At 29.3% G+C, this 20,215-nt stretch carries 20 protein-coding genes; all 20 read left to right on the top strand.

The genetic code is table 11. The features are described 5' to 3' along the window. The first annotated feature begins 16 nt into the window (after window positions 1-16). The 20 genes from wecB to M4I23_RS09930 all read left to right on the top strand — a co-directional run bounded on the left by wecB (window position 17) and on the right by M4I23_RS09930 (window position 19,888). Window positions 17-1,135: a non-hydrolyzing UDP-N-acetylglucosamine 2-epimerase gene (gene wecB / locus M4I23_RS10025; protein ID WP_249754301.1), complete on the top strand. Its 1,119-nt coding sequence runs from the start codon at window positions 17-19 to the stop codon at window positions 1,133-1,135. Beyond that, the gene (locus tag M4I23_RS10020; protein WP_249754300.1) at window positions 1,129-2,382 is read left to right on the top strand and encodes a polysaccharide ABC transporter ATP-binding protein; all 1,254 of its coding nucleotides are present in this window, start codon (window positions 1,129-1,131) and stop codon (window positions 2,380-2,382) included. Before wecB ends, M4I23_RS10020 begins: the two co-directional genes overlap by 7 nt. Next, window positions 2,372-3,529: a glycosyltransferase family 4 protein gene (locus M4I23_RS10015; RefSeq protein ID WP_249754299.1), complete on the top strand. Its 1,158-nt coding sequence runs from the start codon at window positions 2,372-2,374 to the stop codon at window positions 3,527-3,529. Before M4I23_RS10020 ends, M4I23_RS10015 begins: the two co-directional genes overlap by 11 nt. Beyond that, window positions 3,502-4,506 carry a glycosyltransferase gene (locus tag M4I23_RS10010; protein ID WP_249754298.1) on the top strand — a complete coding sequence of 335 codons (1,005 nt, stop codon included), beginning with the start codon at window positions 3,502-3,504 and terminating at the stop codon, window positions 4,504-4,506. Before M4I23_RS10015 ends, M4I23_RS10010 begins: the two co-directional genes overlap by 28 nt. 2 nt (window positions 4,507-4,508) lie before the next feature. Beyond that, window positions 4,509-5,675 (top strand): glycosyltransferase, encoded by a 1,167-nt coding sequence (locus tag M4I23_RS10005; RefSeq protein WP_249754297.1) that lies wholly within the window; start codon window positions 4,509-4,511, stop codon window positions 5,673-5,675. A 12-nt stretch (window positions 5,676-5,687) separates the two neighbouring features. After that, a complete protein-coding gene (locus M4I23_RS10000) occupies window positions 5,688-6,527 on the top strand; it encodes a glycosyltransferase (protein WP_249754296.1) in 840 nt (279 codons plus the stop codon). Window positions 6,528-6,586: 59 nt separating this feature from the next. Beyond that, window positions 6,587-7,432 (top strand): bifunctional 2-polyprenyl-6-hydroxyphenol methylase/3-demethylubiquinol 3-O-methyltransferase UbiG, encoded by an 846-nt coding sequence (locus M4I23_RS09995; RefSeq protein ID WP_249754295.1) that lies wholly within the window; start codon window positions 6,587-6,589, stop codon window positions 7,430-7,432. A 46-nt stretch (window positions 7,433-7,478) separates the two neighbouring features. Then, window positions 7,479-8,402 carry a glycosyltransferase family 2 protein gene (locus tag M4I23_RS09990; protein ID WP_249754294.1) on the top strand — a complete coding sequence of 308 codons (924 nt, stop codon included), beginning with the start codon at window positions 7,479-7,481 and terminating at the stop codon, window positions 8,400-8,402. Window positions 8,403-8,426: 24 nt separating this feature from the next. After that, the gene (locus tag M4I23_RS09985; protein WP_249754293.1) at window positions 8,427-9,881 is read left to right on the top strand and encodes an MBOAT family protein; all 1,455 of its coding nucleotides are present in this window, start codon (window positions 8,427-8,429) and stop codon (window positions 9,879-9,881) included. A 5-nt stretch (window positions 9,882-9,886) separates the two neighbouring features. Beyond that, window positions 9,887-10,855: a hypothetical protein gene (locus M4I23_RS09980; RefSeq protein ID WP_249754292.1), complete on the top strand. Its 969-nt coding sequence runs from the start codon at window positions 9,887-9,889 to the stop codon at window positions 10,853-10,855. A 131-nt stretch (window positions 10,856-10,986) separates the two neighbouring features. After that, on the top strand, window positions 10,987-11,916 hold the full coding sequence (locus tag M4I23_RS09975; RefSeq protein WP_249754291.1) for a glycosyltransferase family 2 protein: 930 nt from the start codon (window positions 10,987-10,989) through the stop codon (window positions 11,914-11,916). Window positions 11,917-11,950: 34 nt separating this feature from the next. Then, window positions 11,951-13,204, top strand: a complete 1,254-nt coding sequence (locus M4I23_RS09970) for a UDP-glycosyltransferase (protein ID WP_249754290.1) — start codon at window positions 11,951-11,953, stop codon at window positions 13,202-13,204. A 50-nt stretch (window positions 13,205-13,254) separates the two neighbouring features. Continuing rightward, entirely contained in the window at window positions 13,255-13,977 is a 723-nt protein-coding gene (locus M4I23_RS09965) for a hypothetical protein (RefSeq protein ID WP_249754289.1), read from the top strand. A gap of 148 nt (window positions 13,978-14,125) precedes the next feature. Beyond that, the gene (locus M4I23_RS09960) at window positions 14,126-14,452 is read left to right on the top strand and encodes a hypothetical protein (RefSeq protein ID WP_249754288.1); all 327 of its coding nucleotides are present in this window, start codon (window positions 14,126-14,128) and stop codon (window positions 14,450-14,452) included. Further along, complete coding sequence (locus M4I23_RS09955) at window positions 14,453-15,736, top strand: hypothetical protein (RefSeq protein WP_249754287.1); 1,284 nt, start codon at window positions 14,453-14,455, stop codon at window positions 15,734-15,736. It begins immediately after the preceding gene. A gap of 25 nt (window positions 15,737-15,761) precedes the next feature. Continuing rightward, window positions 15,762-16,439, top strand: a complete 678-nt coding sequence (locus M4I23_RS09950; protein WP_249754286.1) for an acylneuraminate cytidylyltransferase family protein — start codon at window positions 15,762-15,764, stop codon at window positions 16,437-16,439. Between the two features lie 12 nt (window positions 16,440-16,451). Then, window positions 16,452-17,522: an acyltransferase gene (locus tag M4I23_RS09945; protein WP_249754285.1), complete on the top strand. Its 1,071-nt coding sequence runs from the start codon at window positions 16,452-16,454 to the stop codon at window positions 17,520-17,522. Window positions 17,523-17,544: 22 nt separating this feature from the next. Continuing rightward, the gene (locus M4I23_RS09940) at window positions 17,545-18,585 is read left to right on the top strand and encodes an N-acetylneuraminate synthase family protein (RefSeq protein ID WP_249754284.1); all 1,041 of its coding nucleotides are present in this window, start codon (window positions 17,545-17,547) and stop codon (window positions 18,583-18,585) included. After that, entirely contained in the window at window positions 18,578-19,705 is a 1,128-nt protein-coding gene (neuC, locus tag M4I23_RS09935; RefSeq protein ID WP_262922255.1) for a UDP-N-acetylglucosamine 2-epimerase, read from the top strand. The genes M4I23_RS09940 and neuC overlap by 8 nt, the downstream gene beginning before the upstream one ends. Window positions 19,706-19,708: 3 nt before the next feature. Then, window positions 19,709-19,888: a hypothetical protein gene (locus tag M4I23_RS09930; RefSeq protein WP_249754283.1), complete on the top strand. Its 180-nt coding sequence runs from the start codon at window positions 19,709-19,711 to the stop codon at window positions 19,886-19,888. Window positions 19,889-20,215: the final 327 nt, after the last annotated feature.

Raw genomic sequence — 20,215 nt, 5'->3', positions numbered from 1 at the left:
AAGCTATTTTGAAAATATGAACGACAATAAAAATGTTTTAATTTGTATAGGAACAAGACCTGAAGCTATAAAAATGGCTCCAGTATATTTTAAGTTTTTAAAATCAGGCTACAATACAAAACTTTGCGTGACAGCACAACATCGAGATTTATTGGATCAAGTATTGGAGTTCTTTAAAATGAAACCAGATTTTGATTTAAACTTAATGACGCCTAATCAGACATTAAATAAATTAAGTTCAAGAATTCTAGAAGAGATTGATAAAATTTTTATAGAACATAAAATTGATCTTGTTTTAGTACATGGCGACACTACAACATCTAGTGTTATTGCATTAGCTGCTTTTAATCGAAAAATTAAGGTAGCACATGTAGAAGCAGGATTAAGAACGTATAATAAATGGTCTCCTTTTCCTGAAGAAATGAATAGGCAATTAACCGGTAGGTTAGCCGATTTTCATTTTGCCCCTGGGAGAAGTGCTAGTCAAAACCTTTTAAAAGAAGGAGTGGCTTCAAATACAATACTAGTTACGGGTAATACTGTTATTGATGCTTTAAAAATGACTGGAGAGATCTTAGATCAAGGGTTTAATACACCGGTAATTGAAAGTTTAAAAGAAGCTGTCAATTTTGATAAAAAAATAGTTTTAGTAACGGGACATAGAAGAGAAAATTTTGGAGAAGGTTTTGAATCTATATGCAATGCCTTAGTTGAAATATCTAAGGATAATGGTGTCGAGATTGTTTTTCCAGTACACCTTAATCCTAACGTGCAAGAAGTGGTTTATAAAAGACTGTCTAATGTATCAAATGTGCATTTAGTAGCACCATTAGACTATCCAACATTTATATGGTTAATGAAAAAAGCACACTTAATTATTTCAGATTCAGGAGGTGTTCAAGAAGAGGCGCCAACTTTTGGAGTCCCTGTTTTAGTGACTAGGTCGGTTACGGAAAGACAAGAAGGGGTGGATGCAGGTTGTTCGTTTTTAGTAGGCACCGATCAAGACCTTATTGTAAGTAAAGCACAACAAATTTTATCTAAAACTAAGCAGATAAATACCGTTATTAACCCTTATGGTGATGGTGATGCTTCTCAAAAAATTATAGATTTTTTAAAAAACACATCATGGTAGGTAAAGTGGATATTATCTTAAAAGCAGAAAATATTTCTAAACAATACCGCTTAGGACTTGTTGGAACCGGTACTCTAAGTCACGATTTAAATCGTTGGTGGAGCCGGGTTAGAGGGAAAGAAGATCCATATTTAAAAGTAGGAGAATCCAACGATCGCAGTACAAAAGGTTCTAGTGAGTATGTTTGGGCACTTAAGGATATTAATTTTGAAGTTAAAAGAGGAGAGGTTTTAGGTATTATTGGAAAAAATGGAGCGGGTAAATCTACCCTTTTAAAAATACTATCTAAAGTAACAGGACCTACCACTGGAGAAATTAAAACAAGAGGACGAATCGCCTCTTTATTAGAGGTTGGTACAGGGTTTCATAGTGAAATGACTGGACGAGAAAACATCTATCTTAATGGTGCTATTTTAGGAATGACCAAAAAGGAGATTACGTCTAAAATCGACGAAATTATCGAGTTTTCTGGTTGTCAACGTTATATAGATACCCCTGTAAAACGCTATAGTTCTGGTATGACCGTACGATTAGCCTTTGCAGTAGCAGCATTTTTGGAGCCTGAAATATTGGTTATTGATGAGGTTTTAGCTGTTGGAGATGCCGAGTTTCAAAGGAAAGCAATTGGTAAAATGAAGGATATTAGCACCTCAGATGGTAGAACAGTCATTTTTGTAAGTCATGATATGACTGCTATTCGTAATCTTTGTTCTAACACTATAATGTTAAAAAACGGAACTGTTTCTATGATAGGAGAAACGGATGAAGTGATACAAGAATACTTAAAAGAGTCGATGAGAACCACAGATGATAATGTGCTTAAATCCAAATTTATACAAAAAGTAGAACTACTTAATAATCCCATTGAAATAGGAAAAGAATTTAAAATCAAAATTACATTTAAAGGAAACTATAAAGAAAAAATCAACTATTGCTTTATAGGTGTAGAGAATGAAGATCAAAGACGAGTTTTTTCAATTGGAACACATTTGGATAATAGTTTTAGTAAACCTTTTAATCCTAATGATAGTTTAACCTGTGTAATTGATTCATTAAATATTACTAAAGGAAGTTACAAGGCATTGATTGCTATTGGAACAAACCTACCTAGACAAAATATGGAGGTAATATATGATGCTCTATTTTTTGATGTTATAGATAATAATTATTTTAATAATGGTTTATCATTAAATAAAAAGCAAGGTGATGTTGTTTTTAATTCTAAATGGACTTTAAATGAAGCATAAGTTAGTTGTAATACCATCAGATCCAATACAGGCCTACGAAGAAAAAGGGACCTCTTCTTGGTTAGAGGAGTATTACAACCCTAATTCTTTTTTTGATGAAGTATATGTGCTATCACCTTTAGAAAAAGAAGCAAGAGACGTTTATGGTTTAAAGATAATCCCTTGTAAAAACCCAGAGGAATATAAAAGGCATTTAAAAAGCATTAATCCTTTATGTGTAAGAGCTTATGGAGGATATTGGGCAACAACTTACGCTAACTATAATCGTGTTGCTAATATACCGGTTGTGTCTAGTGTACACGATACTAATGTAAAATTACTTCATGAAAGTTTAAAATTTTCTGATGAGGTTTTTACTATGAGTACTGTTATTAATAAGGTTTTGGTTAAAGAATTAAATATTAAGAATGCTAAAGTTTTAGGTAATAGAGTTGATACTGCTAAATTTAATAAACTAGAAGAATCAAGCAACCCGTTAGCAGAACAATTTAAGAATAAGAAAGTAATACTTCATATTGGAAGAAAATCTTTCGAAAAAAATATAGAAACCGTTGTTAAGTCATTGGTGTTTTTAGAGGATGATTACGTATTGGTTTTAATAGGAAAAGGAGATGTACAGTCTTATATAACAATAGCAAAAGAACATAAGGTTGAAGATAGATTACATGTTATAGAAAAAGTTGAAAATGAAGCGCTTGTAAAATGGTATAATATAGCCAAAGTATTGTGTGTACCAAGTAGATGGGAAGGTTTTGGGTTAGTTTTTGCAGAAGCTGCTAGCTGTAAAACAAAAATTGTAACGTCAAACATAGCGCCAATGAACGCGTATTTGCTAAACGATAAGGTTATGAATATTTTGGTAGATAAATATGAAGATCCTAAGATAATTGCTCAGGCAATTCTTGAATTAGCAAATAGTAATCTTTCTAATAATGACACTAGAGATTTAATTATTAAAAATTTTGATAAAAAAATTATAGCAGAACGAGAAGTAGGTTATTATAAAAGTGTAAGTTATCAGAAGAAGAATATAGATTATAAAATCTGGTATATTAAATATTATTATAATAAGGATTTTAAACACAAAGTGAAAAGAGTCATTAAACTGCCAAAAAGAATATGGAAAAAGCTCCTCTCGTATCTATAATCCTTCCGGTTTATAATGGCGAAAAATACTTTGGTCAATCTATAGAGAGTTGTTTAAATCAAACCTATAGCAATATTGAGCTTATTATAGTTAATGACTGTTCAACGGATACTACTTTAAAAATAGCAAACCAGTATTTAGCTATAGATAATAGAGTAAGAGTAATAAATAACGTCATAAACAAAAAATTACCTGCTAGCTTAAATATTGGACACGATCAGGCTAAGGGTACATATATCACTTGGACAAGTGATGATAACTATTATGATTTATCAGCAATTGAAACAATGGTAAACGTAATACTGAAAGAGAAAACAGATATTGTCTATGCTAATTATAACATGATAAGCGGAAATAAGGATACTGTTGTTAAATTATTGGATTTTTATAATTTGTTGCAATTAAACTGTATCGGAGCTTGTTTTTTGTATAACCATCAAGTTTATAAAAATTCAGAAAAGTATGACGAATCTTTATTTTTAGTTGAAGATTATGATTTTTGGTTACAGTCTCTAAAAAAATATAAATTTTATCATTTAGATAAAGTCTTATATCATTATAGAGTACATAATGGGTCATTAACCCAAAGTATTCAGGTTGATAGTGAGCGTAATCAGCTTTTTGTTAAAAATATAGAAGTTAGTTATACAAAGTTTTTCTCAAGCTTTGATTTAGATGTAAATTACTGTGCAAAACTATTCACAAAACTGCACATAGCGCCTTATTCAATAAAAAGTAGTAAAGAGATTTTTGATTTAAAAAGGGTGGTTAATGTTTGTAGTGAAAAACTAAATCTTTCAAAAAAGAATAAAAAAGCGTGGTTATTTACAATAATACAATTACAACTGCGATTATTACGATCCATAAATAAAGACGTTAATTTTTATAGTTGTTTAAGTTTTTTAAAAACAAACTATGCATTGATGACTTATAAAAACTATAAAGTTTGGATTAAATTATGTTTTAGATTAAAATAATTATGGATTTTTATAATAAAAATATTTTATTAGTACAACATGAAGGTGGCTTAGGAGGCGCCGAAAGACAGTGTCTTGGTCTTGGTGAATTTCTTTCTAAAAACTATAATTGTAATGTTTATTTATTATTGACGCATTCTGCAAAAACTACTAAAGAATTTGATGATTATTTAGCCAAATCAGGTATAAAAAAAGTCTTTCATTTTGGGAGACCTTATTTAGTGTTGAAAAAAGAATTAAGTGTAAAAAATATAAAAAGGTTTGTATGGTCTGCTAAAAGTTTTTTGAAAATGCGAAAAGAACTAAAGCCATATAAGTTTGATATTATAATACCATTTTTAAATTTCCCTTCAAAAGTAGCTTATTACTTATATAAATTATTACCTACAGTAAAATTTACGTTTTGGCATCAATTAGGTTTAGACAGTCAGAGTGGTGATGTTTTTGAAACAATAGCTGCAAATAATATGCCTTGTGTAATAGCCAATGCAAGTAATGGTTTGGAGTTATTTAAAGTGGATTATAAACTAGCAGAAAATAGAGCCCATATATTACCACAATATTTAACAATGCAATACAAGGCTTACGATAGTGTTTCTATCAAAGAGAAATTAAACATCAAAGATGACGAGTTAATCATTGGTATGATTGCGCATTATAGACCAGAAAAATTTCAAGATTTACTATTAGAAACTTTTAAAAATTTTATATTAGAATTTCCTAATTCAAAATTGGTGTTTGTAGGTAATAAAAATAATTCAGAGCAAACGTTAAATAAATATGATAGTTTATTTGATAAAATTAAAGAGTACAGACTTGAAGAGAATGTGCTTTTGCTTTCAGGTATTGAAGTAGAAAAAGTGCTGTCAGTTTTGGATATTGGCGTGTTAGTTTCTAGAATTGAAGGCGTTCCTAACGCTGTTATGGAGTACATGCTTTATGGGTTACCAGTAGTGGCTACAAATCACCCTGGTTGTCAGGGCTTGTTAAAAGAGACTCCTTTTTTAATTGAAAACAATAAAAAACAATTACAGAGAGCCTTATCAAGATTAGCGTTGTCTAAAGAAGAAAGAGTAAAAGAAGGAAATAAAAATAAGGAATTAATAGTTTCATATACAAAATCGGGCTATGTGGAGAAGTTAACGGAAATAATGAATCAATATGTTTAAAACAGCTCTTTAATGAAAAGTAGTCATTTAATTTCAATAATTATACCTTGTTATAATGATGCCGAATTTATTGAGCAAGCAATAGACTCTGTAATCAATCAAACCTATTTAAATAAAGAAATTATAGTAGTTGATGATGGATCAAATAAAGAGACTAAAGCAGTTTTGAAAACTTTATTACCAAAAATAGATAGACTTATTACTCAAGAAAATGCAGGACAAAGTAATGCTCGTAATAATGGCATTAGTCAAGCTAAAGGGGATCTTATTTTAACTTTAGATAGTGATGATTATTTCGAAAATACATTTTGCGAAAAGGCTATTAACTTAATCAACACTAATAGCAATATAAAAATTGTAACCTGTTTTGCGAATTTGATTTTTAAAACAACAAAAAATAATTACATATATAAACCTCAAGGTGGAAATGTAAAAAGCTTTTTGATTTCAAACAATGCTTTAGGGTCGGCTTTGTTTAAAAAAATAGATTGGTTACAATGCGGTGGATATGATGAATCTATGACTAATGGATTTGAAGATTGGGAATTTAATATTAATCTTTTAAAAAGAGATGGCCAAGCTGCTGTGATTCCGGAGGCTTTATATAATTATAGAAAAAGAGAAGGGACAACAACATCAAGAGCAAATAAAGTTAAACATCAGCTTATTAGATATATTTATTCTAAACACCAAGATCTAGTCAATATAAATTCTGAATTTATAATTGATGATTTGTTATTGAAATTGGAAAAGGAAGATCGTGAAAAAATAAAAATAACTAAACGTCTAGAGTATACAATTGGAACTTTAATATTATCGCCATTAAGATGGATAAAGGCAAAGTTTGATTAAAATATCAAGAGGGAATAAAAAAAGGTGACTAATTGTAAAAGTTAATAAGTAAAAAAGGAATGGATACTTCAGAAAAGAATACAATTAAAAATGAAAAGCATTATGATAAACAATACAATAACATTAATGTAGAATCTATTTTAAACAAAATAACTAACGTTAATATATTTATAACTTCAGCGACACAAATCCATACAAGTTGGGTAGGTTTATATCACAATAATTTCCAAGCACAATTAAAAGGTAAAAAAGTGTTAGAATTGGGATGTGGAGATTGTACAAATGCTGCGGTTATGGCAGCTTTGGGTGCAGAGGTACATGCCAATGATATTTCTCAATATTCAGGTGATATTATTAAAAAATTAAACGATAATTATAATTTTGAAGTTCCTCTTAAATTTATATATGGAGATTTTCTTAAATCTGAATTATCACTAGATTATTATGATATTGTAGTAGGAAAGGCTTTTGTGCATCACTTAACGCATGAGCAAGAAATAGAGTTTACAGAAAAAATAGTAAAAGTTTTAAAGCCTAATGGTATGGTAAGATATTTTGAGCCTGCTGTTAATAGTAAAGTTTTAGACGAGTTGAGGTGGCATACGCCAGTTCCGGGAAGGCCCTCAAAGTTTCAAAAAGATAAATTTGCTATCTGGAAAGAGAATGACCCACATCCAGACCGAGATAATTCTTCAAAGAGCTATAAAAAAATAGGGAATACATATTTTAACGATGTTAATATTACACCTATTGGCACTATCGAAAGATTTCATAGATTACTTCCAAAAAAGTACAGTACAAAATTTAGACGTATGGCGTTTAAAATTGAACGATATATCCCTAAAGGACTCAATTTATTTTTAACTAGAAGCCAATTAGTGGAATATAAAAACCCAAAGAAATAAAGACCTCATATTTTTTAATAAGCGAATAAGGATATAAAAGCGTAAAATGAAACCAATAGTAACTATAATAATGGCAACTTATAATAGATCACGATATATTGTGGAATCTATTAAATCTATTCAAGCACAAACATTTCAAAATTGGGAATGCCTGATTATTGATGATGGTGGGACTGATAATACACCAGATGTGTTGGCGCCTATATTACAACAAGACAAACGCTTCTCTTATTTAAAGCGAACAGATGACTATACTAAGGGTTTACCAGGTTCAAGAAATTATGGTTTAGATTTAGCTAAAGGTGATTATATTATATTTTTTGATGATGATGATATTGCACATCCTCAAAATTTAGAAATTTGTTTAGATGAATTTTCTAAAGATGATATTTCATTTTGTCGCTATATAAGAGAAGCTTTTAGAGGTGATTTTAAATATAATTTTGATTTATCAAAAGAGTACAAACATTTCTATATTGACAAAAGTGATATTAATAAAATTCTTAAAAATGAACTTCAATTTAATTCATGTGCAGTCATGTGGTCAAAAGAGTGCTATGTTGAGCATCGCTATACCGAACATTTAAAATATGCGGAAGAGTGGGAAGTGTATTCAAGAATAATAACCTCTGTTAAAAAAGGTGTATCAGTAAATAAGTCGCTTTATTATGGAAGGAAACATGAAGAGTCAATAACCGGCGATTTTAATAATAAGAATGAAGCGAGTCTTAAATCTTACGCAGATGCAATACACTTAGTAGTCAGTGATTTAAATAATAAGAAATTGCTTAATGATGAGATTTTAAGATATTTTATTCAGGTATCTCTTGATTATAGAAAATATAATTTGTTTGATAGAATTTTAACAACTTTAGATTATTCATATTATAAAAAAAATAAATGGAAACTGTTTTATTTTCATTTACCAATGCGTTTATTCTTTTATAGATTATTAAAAAACAAACACTAATATTAAAAAAATTAGAATAAAAGTATGCTATTTAACTCTATTGACTTTGCTATATTCTTGCCAATTGTTTTTATTTTATATTGGTTTGTTACCAATAAAAATTTAAAGTTACAAAACGCATTAATTGTATTAGCAAGCTATACCTTTTATGGCTGGTGGGATTGGCGTTTTTTATTCTTGATATTTTTAAGTAGTATTATTGATTATTTAGTTGGTATAAGTCTGTCAAAACAAGAAAATCTAACCAAGAGAAAAACGCTCCTTTGGATTAGCATTATAGCAAATCTTGGATTTCTATGTTTTTTTAAATATTATAATTTTTTTATAGAGAATTTTGTGTCCGCCTTTTCGTTTTTTGGAACAGAAATAAAACCAAATACTCTCAATATTATTTTACCTGTTGGTATCAGTTTTTATACATTTCAAACATTAAGTTATACCATTGATGTTTATAAAAGGAAACTTGAACCAACAAAAGATTTTGTTGCATTTTTAGCCTTTGTAAGTTTCTTTCCGCAGCTAGTAGCTGGACCTATTGAGCGGGCAACTAATTTACTACCTCAGTTTTTTAGAAAAAGGACGTTTGATTATAGTAATGGAGTTGATGGTCTAAGACAAATACTTTGGGGCTTATTTAAAAAAATTGTCATAGCTGATAATTGTGCTTTACATGCTAATGAGATTTTTAATAACTCTACAGATTATAACGGTAGTACATTAATCATTGGTGCTGTCTTCTTTACATTTCAAATTTATGGTGATTTTTCAGGCTATTCTGACATAGCTATAGGTACATCACGTTTATTTGGATTCAACCTGCAACAAAATTTTGCATTCCCATATTTTTCCAGAAACATTGCTGAGTTTTGGAGGCGTTGGCATATTTCATTATCAACTTGGTTTAGAGATTATTTGTATATCCCTTTAGGAGGGAGTAGAGGGGGGACTTTGATTAGTATTAGAAATATATTTATAATTTTTATTGTAAGTGGTTTTTGGCATGGAGCCAATTGGACTTTTATTATTTGGGGTGCCTTAAATGCGTTTTATTTTTTACCTGTTTATATTTTTAAAAATAACCGTAAGTATTTTGACGTTGTAGCAAAAGGAAGCTATTTACCAACAATAAAAGAAACAGTATTAATGCTATTTACTTTCGGATTAACTGTGTTTGCTTGGATATTCTTTAGGGCAGAAAACATTGAGCATGCGCTAAGTTATGTTTCTGAAATATTTTCTAAGTCACTTTTTATATATCCATCATTCCAACAAGACAGCTTAGTCAAGCCAATAGTGGTGTTGTTATTTGTTTTTATTATTATAGAGTGGTTAGGGAGAGGGCAACAACACGCATTAGCTAATTTAGGGTTAAAATGGTTTAGATCATTTAGATGGGCTTTTTATTGTGTAATTCTATTTTGTGTTTTCTATTTTCATTTTAGTGGAAAACAACAAGAATTTATATATTTTCAATTTTAACTACCATGAAAAAATTTATATTCAAAACGTGTATTTTTCTATTTGCTTCTTCGTTATTCATTGTGTTAATACTTTTGATGCCTAAGAAAATTATTGAAAGCGGTAATAATTTTAAAATAAAACAAAACAGTAATCAGTTAGTTTTTGGACACTCGCATCCTGAATGCGCGTATAATGATTCCATAATTCAGAACTTTGAAAACTTTGCACAATCAGCAGAATCTTATTTTTATACATACTCCAAACTAAAAAAAATAGTAGAAGTAAATAACCAAGTGCGTACCGTTTTTTTAGAATTTACAAATTATGAGATAGATGATGATTGGGACAATCTATATACTTGGGGTGATAATATAATCTCCAGGAATTATCCGAAATATGCTCCTGTTATCGAGACCTCTGATTTATTAATGATTGCTAAAAAGAATATGAAGGAAGTTGTAAGCGCTCAATCAACTTCATTTATGAATAATGCAAATTTTATATTTAGGTCTAAAAAGAATTTCCCGAAAACTATTAATTGGGGAGGATACTACTATCTTAAAAGAGATAAAACAGACTCATTACTTACCGTTCTTTCTTCAGAAAACCTATTAAAATTTCAACAGACAGATAAGTTAGCTTCTACCAATTTAACGTATCTTTTGAAGATTATTGAGTTTTGTAAAAAGAGTAAAGTACAGTTATATTTAATACGTAGTCCTTTACATCCTAAATATCCTGGTTTGCATAACGAATCTGATTTTATAAATATTATTGACACAAGATTATCAAATGTCGAATTTTTAGACTTTAAGAATTTTCCATTGAAAAATAGTGAATTTGGTGATTTAAACCACCTTAATCATAAAGGGGCAAAAGTATATTCAGAATGGTTTGATACTATGATAAATAAAAAAGGGTTATTAGAAAAACAGGATAAACAAATATTTATAGATAGTGAAATAAAAGCGCGAATGATTAACGTTTTGTAAAAGTAATGGTTGTGCTAAATAAAATATCAGTAATTATAATACCTATTGATGCTAGCACGATAAATTGTTTTATTTATCTGTAAAGAAATTCAAACAGCTAAAATATTTTTTAACCCCTCCTAAAAGAGCATATGAGTCCTTCTGCACTAGTTTCAATACTAATTCCTGTTTATAATAGAGAAGATTTAATATCAATAACTCTAGACTCTGTCATTTCTCAAACTTATCAAAATTGGGAGTGTATTATAGTGGATGATGGCAGCACAGACGCGACAGTATCCATTTTAGAAGCATTTATAATAAAAGATGCAAGAATTAAAGTGTATAGTAGGCCAGATACCTTACCTAAGGGTGGTAATAGTTGTAGAAACTATGGGTTTGAAGTCTCTAAAGGAGCGTATGTAAATTGGTTTGACAGTGACGATATTATGCATCCTGATTTTATAAAAATTAAGTTAGATGCATTTGATAATAATATTAATTGTGTAATCTCTAAAACACAGTCATTTACAGGGACAATTAAAAAAACAATTGGTAAAGAAATTAGAACTTTTAATAGCCCAAATTTATTAGAAGATTTTATAACCTTAAAGAGAAGTTGGTATGTTTGTGATCCAATGTGGAAAAAAAGTATTTTAAAAAATAACAACCTGTTTTCTCTACAATTGTTGAAAGGCCAGGATAGAGATTTTCATATTAGAATGCTTCAAAATCCAAAAATAAATATCAAATTTGTTGACTTATATTTAACCTATTACAGACATCACAATAAAACGATTACAAACACATTTTCTCAAGCTGTTGCTTTGAGTATTCATAATAATTTAATAGAGAGAATAAATTTTTTAGTAGATTATGGTGTTTCAAATAAAACACTATTGTTTATGTACGTACAATTATTTAAAAATTACAGATATTTACGATGTAAGACTTTAAATATTATGTTTTTTGTTTTAAAAAAACCACTATTAGATGTTCAATATTATAAATGGATTACTAAGTTTTTATTAGCGAGTTTAAGTTATAAAATATTAGGAAAAGGAGATGTTTTGTTAAAGTAGGTTACTTGTTTATAAGTGATTTTTTAAATAAAAAATGGATAGTAAATTAAAAAAAATATTAGTTGTAGCAGAAACATTAGACGTTAACGCTTCCAGTGGCGCAAAAGCTAATTTAGGATTTATTAATTCTCTTGTAAGTTGCAATTATAGTGTTACTGTGTTGCATTATACACGAAAAAAAGTAACTGTAGATAAAACAGATTGTTTTGGCATAAGAGAGAGAAAAGCAAATGTAAATTATATTTTAAGTAGATCACAACGGGTCTTTCAGCGTATAACTAAAATAAATATATCCAAACCACTAGAACGCATTTTTGGTCATTCATTTATTTTTTTAAATGATTCTAAGAGTATCTCTAAAGCAGTACTTAAAACAAATCCTTTAACTTATGATTTAATTATTACTTTAAGTCAAGGAGCTAGTTTTAGACCACATCATGCACTTTTAAGAACACCACAATTATACAATAAATGGCTGGCTTATGTACATGATCCTTACCCGTTTCATTTATATCCAGAACCTTACAGTTGGGAGGAAGCAGGATATAAACAAAAAGAAAATTTTTTCAGTAAAGTTTCCGAAAGCGCTAAATACTCTGCATTTCCAAGTCAGTTATTGAAAGAATGGATGAGTCAGTTTTTCCCTAATTTTAAATCATCAGGTTTAATAATTCCTCACCAACAATTAAAAATCGATGTTTTAAAAGATTTAGAAGAATATAATGGGCTTTCCCATGATGGTAAATTTACTTTACTTCATGCTGGTTATTTAATGAAACAGCGTCCACCTTTTGATTTAGTTAATGCTTTCAGAAAGTTTTTAGAGAATAATCCAAGTGCAAAAGAAGATTCAAAATTGGTGTTAATCGGGTATGCAAGTTATCACCGTAAAGGTTTAGAGTTTGAGGCACAAACGCTTCCGCAATTGCAATTACACTTAAAAAATGTTCCTTTTAGTGTTGTTAATACTTTACAGAATAAAGCATCTGTTAATATAATAATAGAATCTAAAGCAGAAATCAGTCCGTTTTTGCCTGGTAAATTTCCGCATTGTGTTTATGCTAATAAACCAATTTTAGCATTAAGTCCGAAGAAAAGCGAGGTTAGACACTTATTAGGAGCTAGTTATCCTTATGCTTGCCAAGTTGATGATGTCGAAGAAATAGCAGAAAAAATAGAATTGCTTTATTTAAATTGGTTACAAAATAAAGAAGCGAATTTAAATCGTCCAGATTTAGAGCACTATTTGAGTACAGATTATTTTAAAACTATAATCGAAAGTGTTTAAATTTACTTTTGTTAATATATATTGGAAGTCTTAATTTTAAAAAAAAAAGAATGATATTAAAAAAAATTATTAATACAGTAAAAGATAATAAATCTAGGCACAAACGTACAGAAGCATTAACCAACGAATTAATTTGGGCAAATGTTTATCATGATAGTATTAGAGGTGTCGCATGTTTAAATAATTTATCCATTAACATAGGACGTTGGGCTGGTAATTATTCTTTTTTTTATATTTTAAAACGGATTTTGTTTGACCTTAAACCAGAAAGCATATTAGAGTTAGGTTTGGGAGAAAGTTCTAAATTTGTATCCACACTAGTTAGCAATAATATTTTACAGTCTTCTCATATAATTATTGAGCATGATAAAGAATGGATTAAAAAATTTAATAAAGAATTTGAATTGTCTGGTAGTTCTGAAATAAAACATTTTAAAGCTATAGATAAAGACGTGTTAAATCAAAAATATTTAGGATATCAAGACATAAAAAAGTTGCAAAATAATTTTTCATTATATATCATAGATGGTCCTTTTGGTAGTTCTAGTTATTCAAGATATGATATTGTTGAACTTGCAAAAATGTTTACTCAGGATAAAGAGTTCATTATTATTATAGATGATTATAATAGAGCAGGAGAAAAAGAAACAGCAGAAAGTTTATTGCAAGTTTTAAAAGAGAAGAGCATTGACGTAAATTATAAATGTTATTCGGGTAGTAAAAGTCAATTGGTAATTGTAACAAAGTCTTATAAAATGGCTTTAAGCTTGTAGGTTCTATTTAATTTTAAGAGTATCTAAATTAGTGACATTAGCAGAGAGCGTTTTTATTAACTATTTTTGAAAGTATTAAGATTGATTTGCAACTCGCTCTTATTAGGTTAAATTTTTTCGTTAAAATATACATTGTGATAAAGTCGGAGTGCTTACGGACTTACTAGAAGCATATTTAGATAAGCACCCATTAGATTTTGACTATTGTAGATTAGCAATGCTAGAGAATTATGTTTTTTATATAAGTAATGTTTTAGAAGATTGGATGTTAAAACAGCCCAATACTGATGTAAATAACGATGAGGTTATTTCAGGTTTCCCTAAAAAGACTAGAATAAATAGCTTATGCTATTTTATAAAAAACAAATTGATGTATAAACTTATTTTAAGTAAGCGTTTTTCAAAAGTATTTTATGTTTGGAAACAATTACCAAAGCAAATAATTAATAACTATAATAGTGTAAAAGCAGAATAGATGACTAATCCAATTATTGTTGTTGCTTATGCTGTACATCCAGATCAAAAATCTAGCGAAGCTATCGTTAATAAAAATTGGTTGGATATTTTATCTAAAAAAGGAAGTGTTTTGTATGTGATTTCTGCATTCAATAATTATAGTTTTAAAGCAGGAGTAATTAAGCGAATAAAAAAACATAAAACAAATGCACTACTCTATAAAACATCTAAACAAAACAAAGGTTTAGGAAGTTTAGCTTATAAGGTGTTAAATACGTTATATAAGATGGTGTTTAGATCTAATTATACTTTTTTAGAGACCGTTTGGGTAAAAAAACAAGCTAAGATATTAAATGATATTATCACTCAGGAAGATGTTGTTTGGTCAAGAATACTGCCAACCCTTTCAATAGTTCCAATATTAAATGTGTATAACAAAAGACCTTTCCCATTTATTGTAAATGTAAACGATCCAATAAACGCGAGTGGTTTTAATATGAATAATTTAGATAGAGATCAACGTCTTTTTTTTCAGACTAAAGATATTGCGCAAGCATGGACGTTTCCTTCTTCTAAATTAGCAGATAGAATGGCTATTAATTATAATTTAGATAGACAACGTTGCTTTGTAATACCACACGCAATGCGAAAAGTTGAAAACCTTTATAAAAGAAATATAGAGAAAATCACCGTTAATTTTTTATACACAGGTACGTTTTATAAAAGTGCATTTACTGACGAATTTAAGAACAGTTTAATCGCTTTTAATAAGTTAGACTGCGCAAAAGTTGTAAACTTTACATTTGTATTGTCTCAATTTGATGATGAATCCGTTACTTGGCTAAAAGAATCAATTCCTAACGGTACCTTAAAATTTAAATTAGAGCGAGAAGAAGTGCTTGAACTCGTAAAAAAAGCAGACTGTATGTTTGTTGTAGATTCTATTTTACACAGCGAATTACTAAAAGGAAAACTAGTAGAGGCCTTATCATTTGGCGTTCCAGTATTTGCGGTAACGTATCAAGATTCGATAATGGATAAAGTAGTTAAAACTTACGGAAGTGTTTCTGCTTATCAAAATATAGAAGACGATATTTTTAACAAAATGAAATTATTTGTGGCAAACATTAATAATGAAGATTGGTTAAGTACATTTTATAATCAGCGCACAAACGCACTCGATAAAATATCTGAAGACTATATTGCAGATGCAACAAATTTAATAACAACGTTTGCTTACCAACGTTTTTATAAAGAACAACAAGAAACGATACAAGCACCAAAACAATTAAATTGGCCTTGATATAATAAATTAAATAATTTTAAAATTGAAAACAATTGCAGTCATTCCCGCACGTGGAGGATCAAAACGATTACCAAATAAAAACATTTTAATGTTAGGTGATTTACCTTTAATAGCACACAGTATTTTGTATGCTAAAGCAAATAACCATTTAATTGATGCCATTTATGTGACTACAGATGATGCTGCTATTAAAAAAATTGCGCTTTCCTATAACGTAAATGTTATTGATAGACCAGCAGCTATTTCTGGCGATTTTGAGCCAACAATTACTGCTGTTAAACATGTTTTAGAATCTATTGTAGAAGAGGTTAAAACAGTAGTACTTCTTCAACCAACAAATCCATTAAGACCTAAAACGTTATTAGAGAGTTGTTTTAAAGTTTATAACGAAAAAAAATGTGACAGTTTATTTACAGTATCACAAAATGAGCATAAATTAGGCAGAATACAGAATGATGTGTTTAAGCCTTTTAATTATAAGCCAGGTCAACGAAGTCAAGATTTAGAACCGTTGTATTTTGAAAATGGTTTGCTATATATTGTCAAATCAAAAAGTGTGTTAAAAGACGATATAATTACCACTAATGCATTTCCATATAAAATGAACGATCTATTTGAAAATATAGATATTGATACGCAAGCAGATTTTGATTACGCCCAATATGTTTTAAATAAGACATCTAATTCTGAAAAGAAATAAGGTACACTTTAAATGAGAATAGAACAACTTACATTTACTAGATTTGTTGCAGCAGTACTAATTGTTTTTCATCATTTTGGAACTGGGAAAATGCATTTTACAAATGAGTACACAAGATTTTTGTTTAAGCAAGCAAATGTTGGGGTAAGTTACTTTTTTATCCTATCAGGATTTGTAATGATTATTGCATATCACAAAAAAATGCATGTAAATTTTATGGATTATATGCGTAATCGATTTGCTAGAATTTATCCAGTATATTTATTAGCTTTATTATCACTACTGGCTCTTTTTGTGATATCAAATCAAGTGAGTTATGTTGATTTTGTTTTAAATTTATTTATGGTTCAAACCTGGGTGCCAAGTAAAGCTTTGGTCTTTAATAATGCAGCTTGGTCACTATCAGTAGAGTTGTTTTTTTATGTTTTATTTCCGTTATTATACAATCGATTTTATACAAAAATTAATTATAAAAAATTAATTGTACCCATAGTTTTATTTTGGTTTATCAGCCAAATACTATTTCATTATTTGTTTTTTCAAGAAAGTTATCCAATTTTGTTTTATAGTACCGAAGACCTGAAGTATCATCCTGTATTTCATCTCAATGAATTTTTAATAGGGAATTTAGCAGGGCTTTATTTTATTAATAATAGCAATAAAATAAAAAACTATGATATATTTATATTCAGTCTAGTAGCTTTAGTATTATTAGCCTTAAAATTTCCAATAGGACTTAATTTTCATAATGGATTATTAGCTGTACTATTTATTCCATTAATTATATTGATTTCACTTAATAATGGATTTATTACCAAGTTATTTAATAAAAAAGCTTTTATTTTTTTAGGAGAAATAAGTTATGGCTTATACATACTTCAATTTGTTGTTTGGGGATACATTAGCGATTATAGATTGAATAAATATTTTGGTTTAGATAAAGCAGAAGATTTCTTATTTTGCTTCTTTTTAAGGTTAGCGATACTTGTTGGGATTTCAGCATTGAGTTATTTGTATATTGAAACACCAATTAGAAACAAAATAAAAAGTTACGCTAATAGAAAAAAGCAACACATAAATTAATTTTAAATTAGAATAAAAATATATGAATCCATATATAGAAATAGCAGGTAGAAAAATTGGACAAGATTTTCCACCACTTGTTATTGCAGAAATAGGAATAAACCATGAAGGCTCATTACAAGTCGCTAAACAAATGGTAGATGCCGCAAAAAGAGCAGGTGTAGAGGTTGTAAAACACCAAACACATATTGTGGAAGATGAGATGAGTGGTGCTGCAAAACAGGTGATTCCTGGTAATGCGGATGTTTCTATTTATGATATTATGGAACGTTGTTCGCTTAACGAAGAAGATGAGCTTGCACTTAAAAATTATGTAGAGTCTAAAGGCATGATTTTTATTTCTACACCTTTCTCTCGAGCAGCAGCAGAACGTTTAAAAAAGTTCGATATACCAGCTTATAAAATAGGATCTGGTGAGTGTAATAACTATCCGCTTTTAGAGCATATTGCACAGTTTGGTAAGCCTGTAATATTAAGTACAGGAATGAATACCATAGAAAGTGTAAGTAAAGCAGTCGCTATTTTCGATAAATATAAAGTGCCAATCGCCTTATTACATACTACTAACTTATATCCAACACCAATACATCTAGTGCGCTTTGGTGCCATGATGGAATTACATGAAGCATTTCCAGAAAAAGTCTTTGGTTTAAGCGATCACACATTAAACAATAATGCGTGTTTAGGTGCGGTAGCTCTTGGTGGTTCTATTTTAGAACGTCACTTTACAGATCACATGCAACGAACAGGACCAGATATTGTTTGCAGTATGGATGAGCAAGCTTGTAAAGCGCTAATTGTAAATAGTGCAGAAATGGCATTAATGCGAGGCGGAACAAAAGAACCTGCAAAAGAAGAGCAAGTAACAATAGATTTTGCATTTGCAACAGTATGTACTATAAAGCCTATAAGTAAAGGTGACATTTTCACAAAAGATAATATTTGGGTAAAGAGACCAGGAACAGGAAAAATATTAGCAGATAAGTTTGATTCTATTCTTGGCAAAAAAGCAGCAAATACTATTGATAATGACGTGCAATTAACATGGGAAAACATTGAGTAATATTAAAAAAATAGCATTTTTAACAGGAACAAGAGCAGATTTTGGTAAGATAAAAACACTTATACAAAGTGTAGAATCTGAACTCGATTTTGAAGCTCACGTGTTCGTTACTGGTATGCATATGCTAGAAGAATATGGTTATACGCTTATTGAAGTTGAACGTTGTGGTTTTAAAAACATTTCAACATTTAATAATCATACCCATGAAGCTACAATGGATTTAACATTGGCTAAAACAATTTCAGGATTTTCAGAATTTATAAAAATAGTGAATCCAGATTTGATTGTTATCCATGGTGATCGTGTAGAGGCTTTAGCTGGTGCCATAGTTGGAAGTTTAAATAATATATTAGTTGCTCACATAGAAGGAGGAGAGCTATCTGGTACAATAGACGAGCTTATACGTCATGCGACAAGTAAAATGAGTCATATCCATTTTGTAGCAAATAAGAGAGCCAAAGAGCGTTTAGAACAAATGGGCGAATTACCAGAGTCTATTTATACTATTGGATCTCCAGATGTCGATATTATGTTTTCAGATAATTTGCCTAGTCTTGGTGTTGTAAAAGAGTATTACAATATCGATTTTGAAAATTATGCAGTTGCCATGTTTCATCCGGTAACAACAGAGCATGATCAAATGGAATTGTATGCCAAACAATTTGTTGAAGCTTTAATTACTAGCAAAAAAAACTATGTTGTTATTTTTCCTAATAACGATTTAGGGAGTAAAATAATAATTGAAGCTTATCAAAAATTAAAGCAACACTCCAATTTTAGAATATTCCCTTCCATTAGATTTGAATATTTTTTAACCTTATTAAAGAAATCTCAGTTTATAATAGGTAATAGCAGTGCTGGTGTGCGTGAAGCACCATATTACGGTATTCCAACAATAAATATTGGAACAAGACAAGCCAATAGAGTGTCTTTAGTCTCAATAATAAACATTAGTTATAATACTAAAGACATATTAAATGCTATTGACATAGAAAAGGAAACGGGCTTAGAGAAAGCAGAAGTCTTTGGTGGAGGGAATAGTGCTGAAGCTTTCCTAAAAACGTTATTAATAGATGATTTTTGGGAAACCAACTATCAAAAACAATTTATGGATATTTAACTTATGCTAACAGTTAGTAATTACCATTATATTAGAGAAGATTTTAAAACTAAATACCCAAGTATTTTTGGAGTCACACCTTTAGCCTTTAAAAAGCAGTTGCTATTGCTTCAAAATCAAGGTGAATTTATAGCTTCAAAAGATTTATTAGATAATGCTGAACAAATCCTTTCAAGTAAATAAAATTACATTTTAATCACTTTTGACGATGGTTTAAAAGAGCAATTTGACTTTGGGTTTTCTATTTTAAATGCGCTTGATATTCCAGCAGTATTTTTTGCCAACTCAATAAACTATTTAGAGAAAAAAGTTTCAACGGTTCATAAAATACATTTATTAAGATCAATAATAGATTCTGAATTAGTATTAAAGAGCATTGAAAGTAAATATAAAAGTAAACTAAGGCATTTAGATACAGCTAAAATAAAATCCATTTACTTTTATGATGATGAAAAAAGTGCTGTTTTAAAATATATTTTAAACTTTGTATTAAATTACAAAGAGCAAGAA

The sequence above is a fragment of the Algibacter sp. L4_22 genome (genome assembly GCF_023473045.1).
Classification (GTDB): Bacteria; Bacteroidota; Bacteroidia; order Flavobacteriales; family Flavobacteriaceae; genus Algibacter.
This window is presented reverse-complemented; position numbering and strand designations above follow the sequence as displayed.